9 protein-coding genes are annotated in these 11,874 nt (G+C 63.8%); 4 read left to right on the top strand and 5 right to left on the bottom strand.

The genetic code is table 11. From position 1 onward, the window contains the following. The first annotated feature begins 16 nt into the window (after positions 1-16). Together LDN95_RS05095 and LDN95_RS05090 are read left to right on the top strand one after the other, a co-directional pair. Positions 17-898, top strand: a complete 882-nt coding sequence (locus LDN95_RS05095; RefSeq protein ID WP_226016562.1) for a Coq4 family protein — start codon at positions 17-19, stop codon at positions 896-898. Between the two features lie 176 nt (positions 899-1,074). Further along, a complete protein-coding gene (locus tag LDN95_RS05090) occupies positions 1,075-3,510 on the top strand; it encodes a TonB-dependent receptor (RefSeq protein WP_226016561.1) in 2,436 nt (811 codons plus the stop codon). An 84-nt stretch (positions 3,511-3,594) separates the two neighbouring features. Here the strand turns inward: LDN95_RS05090 and LDN95_RS05085 are convergent, their stop codons facing one another. The 5 genes from LDN95_RS05085 to LDN95_RS05065 all read right to left on the bottom strand — a co-directional run bounded on the left by LDN95_RS05085 (position 3,595) and on the right by LDN95_RS05065 (position 10,096). Continuing rightward, complete coding sequence (locus LDN95_RS05085) at positions 3,595-4,413, bottom strand: Coq4 family protein (protein ID WP_226016560.1); 819 nt, start codon at positions 4,411-4,413, stop codon at positions 3,595-3,597. Between the two features lie 15 nt (positions 4,414-4,428). After that, on the bottom strand, positions 4,429-6,240 hold the full coding sequence (locus LDN95_RS05080) for an acyclic terpene utilization AtuA family protein (RefSeq protein ID WP_226016559.1): 1,812 nt from the start codon (positions 6,238-6,240) through the stop codon (positions 4,429-4,431). Positions 6,241-6,436: 196 nt separating this feature from the next. After that, positions 6,437-7,201 (bottom strand): SDR family NAD(P)-dependent oxidoreductase, encoded by a 765-nt coding sequence (locus LDN95_RS05075; protein WP_226016558.1) that lies wholly within the window; start codon positions 7,199-7,201, stop codon positions 6,437-6,439. A gap of 46 nt (positions 7,202-7,247) precedes the next feature. Next, complete coding sequence (locus LDN95_RS05070; RefSeq protein WP_226016557.1) at positions 7,248-8,381, bottom strand: helix-turn-helix transcriptional regulator; 1,134 nt, start codon at positions 8,379-8,381, stop codon at positions 7,248-7,250. 8 nt (positions 8,382-8,389) lie between these two features. Then, positions 8,390-10,096 carry an FAD-dependent oxidoreductase gene (locus tag LDN95_RS05065; protein ID WP_226016556.1) on the bottom strand — a complete coding sequence of 569 codons (1,707 nt, stop codon included), beginning with the start codon at positions 10,094-10,096 and terminating at the stop codon, positions 8,390-8,392. Positions 10,097-10,261: 165 nt separating this feature from the next. On the opposite strand from LDN95_RS05065, the gene LDN95_RS05060 reads away from it, so the two are divergent. Continuing rightward, entirely contained in the window at positions 10,262-11,035 is a 774-nt protein-coding gene (locus LDN95_RS05060) for an SDR family NAD(P)-dependent oxidoreductase (RefSeq protein ID WP_226016555.1), read from the top strand. An 18-nt stretch (positions 11,036-11,053) separates the two neighbouring features. Next, positions 11,054-11,776 carry an EthD domain-containing protein gene (locus tag LDN95_RS05055; RefSeq protein WP_226016554.1) on the top strand — a complete coding sequence of 241 codons (723 nt, stop codon included), beginning with the start codon at positions 11,054-11,056 and terminating at the stop codon, positions 11,774-11,776. Positions 11,777-11,874: the final 98 nt, after the last annotated feature.

The following is an 11,874-nucleotide window of genomic DNA, read 5'->3' as shown; positions in this document are numbered from 1 at the left end:
CAAGAGGAACCCCAACATGAACGATGCCCAGATCGGTGACGCCGACCGCGCTTATTTCAACGGGAACATCAAGACCATCTCGACGGACAGCTCGGTACTGGTCAGTTCGTCGCGTTATCTCAACGATGCCAACTTGCGTTCGCTCATTTCGCAGGAAATGCTGCGCCGCAATGGCCCCGACATGCCCAACACGGCCTACATTCCCGAGGTTGCGCAGATCCTCCACAACCTTGAAGACATGCCTCGGATCATCGAGCTGTTCGAGCGCGAGAAGGCCCGCCTGCCCCGCTTTCGCGAATGGCTGGAAAAACGCAGTCTGGCCAATTTCACGATCGCCGAACTCGAGCATTGTGCCCCCGGCACGCTGGGCGCCGCGATCCGCGATTTCATGGTCAACTCGGGCTACCAGCTCGACCTGTTCTTCCAGGAAGTGCAGGTCGTCAACGACTTCACGTTCTATCTGCGCCAGACCGCGCTCACCCACGACATTGAGCACATGGTCACCGCCTTCGGCCCCAACCATGGTGGCGAAGTGGCCCTGATCAATGCCAACATGCATTCCAAGGCCCGCTATTTCCATCCGGAACTGAGCGCGTTCTTCAGCCGCATCGCCTTCTATCTCAAGGCCAAGACCATCATGAAGGATGGCCTGCACTACCCCGAGGCGATGGTGCTCAATCTGGAAGCGGAGTTCCTCGGTGCCGAACAGGGCCGCAACTGGGCCTATCCGCTCATGCTGGTCGACTGGCGGCAATATGTCGATGTGCAGATCACCGACATCCGCAAGGAGCTCAACATCACGCCGGTTCTTGAAGCTGGGCGTTGGGATGCGACCAACCGGCTGTGCAACGAAGATGACCCTGACTACGGCATCCCGCTGTTGGAGGCGGCGGAGTAACGAAGATTACTGCGCAATCCGCGCCCGACGTTGTTGCAATGCACAAAAACGCCGGAGAATGAACTGATACCGGGCGGTTCTGGGCAGCGATGTCCGGGGCCGCCCGACGTGTTCTGCAAGGGGGGCAAACTCCTGCAACAAGAATGGTCAACGAAAACAAAACGGGAGAGAAGATCATGAAACTGACAAAATCGTCGAAGGGCCTGCTGCACACCACAACGCTGGCGCTCGGCGCGTTGTTGGCAACGCCCGCTTGCGCCGAAGCCGATGCAGCCGCGGCACCGCCGCAGTCGGGTTCGACCGTCATCAATGACGCGCAAGTGCAGGAAATCATCGTGACCGCACAACGGCGCGAGGAAAGCCTGCAAAAGGTACCTGTCGCAGTCAGCGCACTCAGCGGCGCACAACTTGAAAACCTGCGCGTGACCAGCGTGCGCAATCTGGCCGGGCTGGCACCAAGCCTGCAGATCAACACGCAAGGCATCCAGTCCAACCCGACCATCATCATCCGCGGCGTATCGTCGGGCACGTCGAGCAATTCGGTCGACCCCAAGGTCGGCATTTACATCGACGGGGTCTACATCGGCCGCGCGGTCGGTTCATTGCTCGATTTCGGCGATATCCAGCGCATCGAAGTCTTGCGCGGGCCGCAGGGCACGCTGTTCGGCCGCAATGCCACGTCGGGCGCGATCAGCGTGACGACAGCCGCGCCCAAGGGCGAATGGGGCCTGCGGGCGACGGGTTCGTATGGCAATTTCGATGCCTTGCGCGGCAAGTTTTCGATGGACCTGCCCGCCTTCGGCCCGCTCTCGGTTCGCCTGTCCTTCCTGCACGACGAGATCCGTGGCGATGTCGACAACCTTCTGGCCGGCAAGTCGCTGAACATCGCGCCGCGCGCGGCTGAGTTCGGTACGCAGCAATACGCGCCCAGACTGGGCGAACGGCGGGTCAATGGTGGCCAGGTTGCCTTGCGCGGCGACTTCGGCAAGCTCGTCGCTGATTACCGGTTCGATTACACCGACAGCCGCGCCTCGGGCCGCGCCATGCAGAACCTCGGCGTGATCCCTGACGCATCGGGGCAGTTGCTCGCACCGATCGTCGCATTGCAGCCGTATTTTGGCGGCATCACCAATTATAACGTGACTGGTCCGCTGAACGCGGCTGCGGCGGCGACCAGCATGGAGCACACCGTCACCCAGGGGCACAGCCTGACACTGACGTATCAGGCCAACGACCACTTCACGATCAAGTCGATCACGGCCTATCGCAAATTCAGGCAGGATCCGGTCATCTTTGACCTCGGTGCCGCCGGTGGCTTGCGCTTTACCTTCCAGCAACTGGGCGCGCTGATCACGCCGGGCCTGACGCCGCAGCAGATTCAGGCTGCGTTGTTCAATCCGGCCAACGTGCCGGGGCCGAACGATTACTTTTTCCCGCTGCTGACCGCCCGTGCAACCAGTCAGACCCAGTTCAGCCAGGAACTGCAGCTCCAGTTGTCTGGCCCGGCCTATCAGCTCACCGCCGGCCTGTTCTATTTCCACGAGCGTGCGCCCGGCACCGAAGTGCTTGGCATTCTGGAGCCGACGCCGTCGGCAACCGTGGTGCCAAGCTTCTTTGACTCGGTTTTCGGCAGCGGGCTCACCCGCACCGTGGGGCGCAACACGTCCTACGCCGGGTATGGCCAGTTGACCTGGCACGTGACCGATCAGATCGATCTGACCGCCGGTCTGCGCGGCACGATCGACAAGCGCAACCTGCTGATCTCGGCGATCTCGGGCGCGCAAGGTGGCTCGCTCGGGGTCGGGGATTACTATGCCGAATACAAGAAGCTGACCTATACCGGCATCGCCACTTGGCGCCCGACCGACCAGACCACGCTTTTCGCCAAAGTGGCGACCGGCTATGTCTCGGGCGGCATTCTCAGCGGCATACCCTATCGGCCGGAGAACCTGACGTCGTATGAACTTGGTGCAAAGACCCAGTTCCTTGACAACCGCGTGCGTTTGAACGTGTCGGCCTATTACAATGACTACAAGGATCTGCAGACCCAGAACTTCATCAACGGGCGGCAATTCTTCGACAACGCGGGCAAGGCCAAGATCAAGGGTATCGAGGCTGAGACCGAAATCGTGCCTGTGCGCGGCCTGACGTTGAGCGGGAGCATCGCCTACACCGATTTCAACTACAAGCAGTTCATCCTCAACAATGTCGATGTGGCATCGTTCGCGCGCCCGACCTACTTTTCGAAATACACCGCGCGCGCGGCTGCGGTCTACAATTCGCCCGAACTGACCAATGGCGGGGCGCATGTGACCGCCACGATCGAGGGGCGGTATCGCAGCTCGTACTATCTGACCTCCACCCCGCTCAGAAACATCCTGAACGGCCAGCCTGTGCTCGAAGACCAGAACAAGCAGCCGTCTTACTGGCTGGTAAACGGTCGGTTGGGTCTGGCTGACCTGCATCTTGGCAGCAGCAAGGTCTCGGTGTCGGTGTTCGGTGAAAACCTGCTCGACAAGCGTTACATCGCGTTCGGCGCTCCGGTGTTGTTGTTCACCGGCACGTATGACCGCGGCCGCACTTATGGCGTGGAAATCGGTTTGACGCTTTGATCCGGTGCCAGCCCCCGCCAACCATGGGCGGCGGGGGCTGGCCTGTTTTCAAGAATATCCGGTCATTCAGGTATATCCGGGCGTTCAGGTATATTCCGGCCAAGCGAGCGATGCCTCGCTGCTGTCCAGATCGTTGGCGCCGACAATGCCAAGCGCAGCCCTTGCCTCGGCGAGCGGCATATGGAACACGTCCTCGTACTTGGCCATGAAATAGGGGCCGGACTGTTCCCCCACATCCATACCGCAGCGCATCGCGCGCAGCACCGTCGGAAATGACTGGTGATAGTGCAGGCCTGTTCGCGAAATCAGCCGCAGCGCTCCCAGCAACTGGCCCGGATTGATCAGCCCGACAAGTTCGGCATCGAGGAAGCGGGGTAAATTGCTCAGCCGCCCGAAATAGGGCACCAGCTCACCGATAATATCGAAGCCGCCGCCACAGACGATGTGTTCAAGATCGTGCGTCTGGCCGCTGCGCAGCGAGAAGTACTGGAACTGATTCTTTGGCTCGAACCGGGGAACGATATCGATCTCGAACCCGTTGGCCCGCAGATACGTGCCGAAGATATGGCCAAGCGAGCCCGGCGGATTCGCCAGAAGCTCATCCACCGTGAAACTTGACGAGAACCCCTCGACGAACCAGCGGTCAAGTTCGGGCCAGCGCGCGCGTTCTTGCGTGAACAGGGCCTCGATCCGATCGACATCGAACAAGTCGGCCAGAATGCCGTAAAGCTTGTGCGCATCGAGCGTGGTCGGCGTGTCCTTGCCGCTCTTGCGCAGGAACGCGGTGGCCAGCCAGTCGCGCAGGCGCGGTTCGTTGAGATACGCAGAGGAACTGATCAGACCGGTGCTGTCGGTCGTCATCGGCCGGGCACCGCGCGCGAGGTACGGAAGATCGTCTGCCATGGTCGTCGTCTCCTCTCAAATCAGCGCGCGAGCCATATCCGCCGGAATTCGGACGGGCATTTCCAGCAAGTGCTGCGCCATGCTTTTGGCCGCCGCATCAAAGCGCGGCGACAGATTGATCCCGCCGCCTTGTGCATCGTGCGCCACGAAGTTGATGGCGTGGCATCCCGGCACGTCCCAGGCCTCGACCCGGGCATAAGCGGGATCGTCGAACAGATGCCGGTACCAGTCGGCGACGGCTTGCTCGGTCAAGACCGCGCGGATGAACGGGAGAAAGGCGGGTTGCCGCGCGATCACCGCAACGTTGAACAGCCGCCCCTTGTCGCCACTGCGCGCCCAAGCCAGCCGGATCAGCGGGACTTCGACCGACCCGGCCTCAACCGGCGCTGGTCGCGATGGTCTGCTGATCAGGTCGGACGCGAAACCGGCAGTCACCGGATCGACAAAAGACACGTCATCCCCCTCGATCCGTACCTGCGCGGTGGCGCGATCGCGCGCGATCAGGCCAAAGAACATGCCGGTGAGCGGGAAAGCGCGCGGGGCCGCAATGATCGGCGCGATCGACGTTCCCACCGCCATGTTCATGATCGCGGTCGTCTGTTCGCGCCCGAACAGCGCGCAGGCGGCCGGACTTTGGTGGTCGACGACGATCTTGAGCAGCACTTCACGCGGGAACAGCGCCTGAGCACGCGGGCCATAGGCGGTTTCGGTGCCGATCACCTCGACGTGCGTCGTGCTCCATCCACCCCAGCCGCGTTCGTCGAGCATTCTGCCCGTCCGTTCGAGCAAGGCAGCCGCCTGCCGTTGGGCCTTTGCCACGGCGTCGATGCCGGTCACCGGGATCAGCGCGACCGACCGCCAACCGGCATCGTAAGTTGCGCAAACCTTTAAAGAATCGGTCGCCGGATAGCCTTTGGCACCGCTCACCCTGACCCGATTTTCGCCGACTTGCTCCAGCGTCACGCCGCTGAAGTCGCAGACCACATCGGGGACGATGTAGGCTTGCGGATCGCCCAATTCGTAGAGCAATTGCTCGGCGATCGTGCCGACCGTGACAAGACCGCCGGTTCCGTCGGGCTTGGTGATGATCATGCTGCCATCGGCGTGGCATTCGCCCACGGGAAAGCCGATGTTCGCCCAGTCCGGCACATCCTGCCAGTCGGTAAACGTGCCGCCGGTGGCTTGTGCGCCGCATTCGAGCAAGTGACCCGCCACCGTGCCAGCGGCGAGCAGGTCATGGTCTTGCGCGGTCCAGCCGAATTCGTGGATCAACGGCCCCAGAATCAGCGCGGAATCGACCACACGCCCGGTGATGACCATGTCCGCCCCCGCATCGAGCGCCCGCGCGATCGGGAACGCGCCAAGGTAGGCATGTATGCCAAGATCGCCGCCGGGCAGCGGCATGGTGTTGTACATGTCGCGCAGACCCTCGGCGCGCAGTTCCGGCACCAGATGCTCGACATCGTCGCCGGTCACGGTGGCAATGCGCAAGTCCAGACCAAGCTCGCGTCCGCGCGCGCGGATCAGCTCGGCCAGTCCTGCGGGGTTCATGCCACCCGCGTTGGCAATCACGCGAATGTTGCGCGCTTTCAACTCCGCAAGGAACGGGCCGACGTGGATATCGACGAAATCGGGCAGAAAGCCCGAGGCGGGATCGGCCAGCTTCATCCGGCGAAACAGGCCCATCGCGCCTTCGCCCAGATAGTCGAATGCCAGATAATCGAGGTCGGGGACGGTCAGCAATCCGGGAACCGCGATGGCGCTGTCGTTGAGCGCCCCGCTGGCGCCCCCGATGCGCACGACCTTTCCGGCGCGATTGTCCGCCATGTCATCCCCTTCCCGTCGGTGCGCTGGACCTGTGCCCCACGTCACATCTGCAAGTCATTCGGGGAAGTTTCAGCCACAACGCCAGACCGGGCAAGAACTATCTACGCAAATTCATGACATCATCGCATTTTTCTGACGCAATGCGCATCCAAGAAGCCATTTTGGCGGCGCCGCTGTTTGACCCACGGTCGCGTTGTCAAACGCTTCCTTCCGGGAAGGCGGAGAGCAATGCGGCATCGACCAGTTGCGCCTGCCCGTTCACGCCAACCGCGGAAGGCGAGAGCAGGAACAGCGCCACTTCGGCAACCTGCTGGGGATCGAGCAGGCCCTGATAGGGCGGCAGCGCCAGTTGACCGGGAGACACGATGTCGAGGCTGGGGCTCGCGCCGATCAGCGGGGTGGAGACGCCACCGGGGCAGATCGCGTTGACCCGCAGGCCCTTTTTGGAAAAGTCCCGCGCGGCCGATCGGACCAGGCCCAGCACGCCGTGCTTCGACGCGGAATAGGCGGCGGCATCGGCAAACCCGATGACGGCAGCGGCAGAGGCCGTGACCACGGCGGCGCCCCCGGCGCGCAAATGGCGATGCGCCTGCTGCAAGCCCAGGAACGCGCCCTTCAGATTGATGGCGACCAACCGGTCGAACACGTCCTCGGTCACGGCGTCGAACGGCACATAGGGCTGCAGCACGCCCGCATTCAGGAAGGCCACATCCAGCCCGCCGAAGGCTTGCGCGGCCGCGTCAAAGGCCTGCGCATTGTCGGCCGCCTGCGATACGTCGGCGGCCAGCGCGATGGCTACGCCGCCCGACGCCTCGATCCGCGCGGCGATGGCCTGCGCTCCGGCAAGGTTGATGTCCACGACCGCCACCTGCGCGCCCTCGGCTGCGAGCCGCTGCGCGGCCATCGCACCGATCCCCGAACCGCCGCCGGTGACCAGTGCGACCTTGCCCTTGAACATCATGTCGTTTGTATCCTCTGCCTCGGTTGGTCTTGGTTCGTAAGCGCGCTCAGGCCAGACTGGCCGCGCTGGTCAGCAAGATGCGCACAAGGTCTGCCTGACCACGCGCCCCGGTCTTGCCGTAAGCGATCTTCGAATAGCCCCGCGCCGTCTGTTCGCTGATGCCGAGTTCGGCGGCGGCTTCGGCAATCGTGCGGCCCCGCGTGATCGCCAGCGCCAGCCGCGCCTCGCTCGCGGTCAGGCCGAACAAGTGCACGAACTGGTCGATCCGGCTTACCCCGGTCTGGCGATCGCCATGGAGGTAGGCGGTGACCACAGGCCGGGCCGGACCGGACAGCACGTGGTCGCCTGCCGGGCGCAGCAACATGTCCAGCCAAGGCTCGTCAGACAGCCGCACCGCGCGCGGTCGCGCCAGCGGATCGCTGGCAAAGTCGCGCAACGCCTCGTTCAGGCGGCGCGATGCCTCAGCCGAGCGCAACTGCAACCGGCCGCCAGGGCCCATCCGCAAGGCATCGCCGTGGCGCAGCAGGTGGTCGGCCTGCGCATCGCGATCCAGCACATGCCCGCGCGCATCGAGCCGCAGCCAGCCAAAATTGAGCCGCCGCACCGCCTCTCCGCAGATTCCGGCGTGAACACGCTCGCGCTCGATCACCGAATAGAGTTGCAGCGAGATCGCCAGATGCGGCGCAAACCCGGCGAGCAGCGCATCGACATCGCCGGAAAAGTCGGTTTCGCCACGCCAGATCACCAGCACGGCGTTGTAGCCGCCCGGAGCGGTCACGCGCATGATCCGCTGGAACTGGCGCCGACCGGGGATCAGGAACTCGTGCAAATAGCGCGCGTGCAGCGGGTTGCCCGGCTCGATGAATTCGCCGAGCGCATGGACCCGACCGGGGGCAAGGCTGTCATAGGGTACCGGATCAAGCGCGTGAAAGCCCGCCTTGTACTGCGGCATCAGATCTTCAAGTTGGGGATCGCCCGCCGAAATCTCGGTCGAATCCGTGATATGCGCGTCGCCCTGACGAAAGAACATGCCGCAGAATTCGGCCCCGACGTGGCTCTGCAACCGCGACAGAAAGGCCTGCCAGGGGGGCGTTTCCAGTGGCCCACGGTGAAGCAAGGTCAGCAGGTCTTCGCCCCCCGGCGGCGCGTCTACCCGGTCTATCGTCGCATCATCCACCATCGATCGCCTCAATCGTTGGCCCCGGTGAGATCGCGCGCGGCGATGTAGCCAAAGGTCATCGCCGGTCCGATGGTGACGCCTGCGCCCGGATAGCTTTCGCCCATGGCCGAGGCCGCGTTGTTGCCGACGGCATAAAGCCCCGGAATGACTGCGCCATCGCCATCGACCACTTGCGCCTTGGCGTTGGTCGTCAGTCCGCCATTGGTGCCGATATCGCCCGGATAGATCGGCATCGCATAGAACGGTCCGTCGGTAAGCGGGCGCAGGCACGGGTTTGGCTGGTGGCGATAGTCGCCGTACATCTTGTCATAGGCTGCCTCGCCCCGGCGGAAGTCCGGGTCATTGCCTGTGGCCGCACCGGCATTGAAGCGGGCCACGGTGACGCTGAGCGTGGCCGGATCGACCTTCATGGCAGCGGCCAGTTCGGCGATCGTGCGCCCCTTCTTCAGGATCGCGCGAACGCCGCGCGCCTGCATCCAGTCGGGGACAAGCGGCAGCAGCGGCCCCATCGGGAACTGGTTGCGATAGCGCGCATCGAACACCATCCAACTGGGCGAAGCGTCGCCATGTTCCAGCTCGCGCCGGGCCATTTGCTGGCCGACGATGTGATAGGACGCCGCTTCGTTGAGATAGCGCTGCCCCTTCTGGTTGACCATGATGCACCCCGGCAAGGCGCGCTCGATCGTCACCAGTCGTCCGCGATCCTCGCCCGGAACATAGAACACCGGCGCCGCCCATGCCGATTGCAGGTTCATCGTGCCAGCGCCGATTGCCTTGCCCGCGCGGATCGAATCGCCGGTATTGCTGGTTACCCCGCCCGAGCGCTGGGCGCTGCGATAGAGCGGCGCATTGGCATCGCGCATCGCCTGATTCTTGTCGAACCCGCCCGCTGCCAGCACCACGCCCTTGCGCGCGGCGATCCGCAGCGGCTTGCCATCGCGCTGCACGACGATTCCGATGACCCGCCCCGTGCCATCGCGCACCAGTTCCTGCATCGGCGTGGACAGCCACAGCGGCACATTGGCCTCCTTCAGCGCCAGCCGCAGCCCGCCGGTCAGCGCGTTGCCGAGCGTGAGGCGGCGATCCTTGCGCGAGCTGAACCGGAACGGCCAGTCGAGCCAGTATTTGGCCATGTTGCCGGCCAGGTGCCCGAGCCAGCCCTTGGTCCGGTAGAGCAATTCGTAGGTTTCGGCGAAAGTCCAGTTGAGGTAGCCGAACAGGCTGGCCGCTGGCGACGGGAAGCGCTGCGTCTTGAGATCATCGCCCAGCAGCTTGCCATCGAACAGTTCGGGCAGATGCGTGCGAAACCCGGTGGCCGAACCGCCGGGATTCTCTGCGTGATAATCGGGATAAGGCTGCGCGGTGTAAACGACCTTGGCGTTCGCCGTTACCCAGCGCAGCATCGCCGCAGCATTGTCGACATAGGCGCGGATATTGGCGTCGGGCACGTTGTCGGCCGACAAGGCGCGGACATAGCGGAACGCATCGTCGAGGTTGTCCTCAAACCCTGCCGCCTTTGCCTGATCGCTTCCGGGTATCCAGATGCCGCCGCCCGAGGTGGCCGAAGTGCCGCCCCACAGCTTGTCCTTTTCCACGATCAGCACGTCGGCCCGGTTGTGCGCCGCGATCAGCCCGGTCAGCAGACCGCCCGCGCCCGACCCGACGACCACCACGTCGACCGTCTTGTCCCAGTTATCGCCCCGGTTATCGTTCATGTGCATCCTGCTCTTGGATCATCCCGACGGGCTGCGGCGGCGCCACCACCCTGCCGGAATATCCTTTCTCCCGAATTCCAACGCAAGTTGCGGCCACACTTGCCACAATGTCAACTCCATGCGTAATATGAAGGCAAATTAATTACGAACACATGGGAGAGCGACATGGCTGGCGATTCATCCGCGCTTGGCGGCAAAGTAGCGCTGATCACCGGTGCCGGGCAAGGGATCGGGCAAGGAACCGCCCTTGCCATGGCGGCCGCCGGTGCGGTTGTCGCCGTTGCGGGCCGCACGGTGGAGAAGGTCGAGGAGACCGCGCGGCTTGTCACCGCACGCGGCGGCCGGGCGCTCGCCCTTGCCTGCAACGTCAGATCGGCCGACGATCTTGCGGCGGCAGTCGCCAGCACCGTCAACGAATTCGGCGGCATCGATGTGCTGGTCAACAACGCGCAGGAAGTACCGCTGGGCATGCTCGACGACGTGACCGACGAGGCATTCACCGCAGGCTTCGAATCCGGTCCGCTTGCCACCTTGCGCCTGATGAAGCTGGTCCGGCCGCATCTGTCCGCGCGCGGCGGCGGCACGATCTTCAACTTCTGTTCGTCGGCCGGAATTCGCTGGGACATGAGCGGATACGGCGCCTATGCTGCGGTCAAGCAGGGCATTCGCGCGCTCACCCGCGCGGCCGCTGCGGAATGGGGCCGCGAAGGCATCCGCGTGCTGACGATCGCGCCGCACGCCGAATCGCCGGGTCTGAAATGGTGGGTCGAAAACAACCCGGACGAGGCTGAGGCATTCTTCCGCACCATCCCGCTTGGCCGGATCGGCAAGCTTGAGGAGGATATCGGGCGGGCGCTTGTCGCGCTGTGCGGACCGGACATGGGCTATCTGACGGGCGCGACGATTCCGCTCGACGGTGGCCAGGCAAACTTCGACTGATCAGGCAGGAGCGAACTGATGGAAAAGGTGATCGCAGCCTTGTGGGCGCCTGCGGGTGAAAGCCGTGCGGACTTCGGCAGCCGGCTGTTGCAAAGTCTACCCGCCGCACTCGCCGGGGCGGGCGCGAGCGGCATCCGCCTCAACTTGCGCGACGCCGTGGTGGCGGATGCCGATGCGCTGGTGCAGCAATGGCAGGCCCCGCAGCAGGACGCGGTCGTGCAGTTCTGGCTGCCCTCGGCCAACGCCCGCTTCCGGGGTGAAATCGACGCGCTGCTCGGGCGGGCAAGCGCCCGGTTTGCCGCATGGCTGGTGTGTGAATCGACGATCATCGCCAACACAGCGCACCCCGCGCAGGCCGGACAGCGGACGCCCGGATGGAGCCAGGCGAGCTTCATCTCGTTCCGCGCGGACATGACGCGCGCCGCTGCCATCGCGCACTGGCACGGGCACCACACCCGCGTGGCGATCGATACCCAGACGAACTTCGAATATGTCCAGAACCTGATCGTCCACCCGCTGACCGACGATGCACCTGCCTATGACGCATTCGTCGAGGAGTGCTTTCCGCTGGAGGCGATGGTCGATCCTGCCGTCTTCTTCGACGCGATCGGCGATCCGGCCAAGTTCGAGGCCAATCTTGCAGCGATGAACGACAGTTGCGCCGGGTTCATCGACTTTTCCCGAATCGACGTGCTGCCCACCAGCCAGTTCGACTTTTCCCCGGCGACCCAAAGCGCCTGATCGCTCATTACATGATCCTTCAGGGATCGTGAATTGATCCGATTTTGCCGACCCGGCGTGACGCTTGCGATCGTCGGGAATACCATGTCGCCGCGTCC

The sequence above is a fragment of the Novosphingobium sp. FKTRR1 genome, from assembly GCF_020404405.1.
GTDB lineage: Bacteria > Pseudomonadota > Alphaproteobacteria > Sphingomonadales > Sphingomonadaceae > Novosphingobium.
Note: the sequence above shows the minus strand (reverse complement) of the source record. Positions and strands in the feature narration are given on the sequence as shown.

Coding starts and splice junctions, on each gene's coding strand:
- LDN95_RS05095 (WP_226016562.1), top strand. CDS start 17: ATGAACGATGCCCAGATCGGTGACGCCGACCGCGCTTATTTCAACGGG.
- LDN95_RS05090 (WP_226016561.1), top strand. CDS start 1,075: ATGAAACTGACAAAATCGTCGAAGGGCCTGCTGCACACCACAACGCTG.
- LDN95_RS05085 (WP_226016560.1), bottom strand. CDS start 4,413: ATGGCAGACGATCTTCCGTACCTCGCGCGCGGTGCCCGGCCGATGACG.
- LDN95_RS05080 (WP_226016559.1), bottom strand. CDS start 6,240: ATGGCGGACAATCGCGCCGGAAAGGTCGTGCGCATCGGGGGCGCCAGC.
- LDN95_RS05075 (WP_226016558.1), bottom strand. CDS start 7,201: ATGATGTTCAAGGGCAAGGTCGCACTGGTCACCGGCGGCGGTTCGGGG.
- LDN95_RS05070 (WP_226016557.1), bottom strand. CDS start 8,381: ATGGTGGATGATGCGACGATAGACCGGGTAGACGCGCCGCCGGGGGGC.
- LDN95_RS05065 (WP_226016556.1), bottom strand. CDS start 10,096: ATGAACGATAACCGGGGCGATAACTGGGACAAGACGGTCGACGTGGTG.
- LDN95_RS05060 (WP_226016555.1), top strand. CDS start 10,262: ATGGCTGGCGATTCATCCGCGCTTGGCGGCAAAGTAGCGCTGATCACC.
- LDN95_RS05055 (WP_226016554.1), top strand. CDS start 11,054: ATGGAAAAGGTGATCGCAGCCTTGTGGGCGCCTGCGGGTGAAAGCCGT.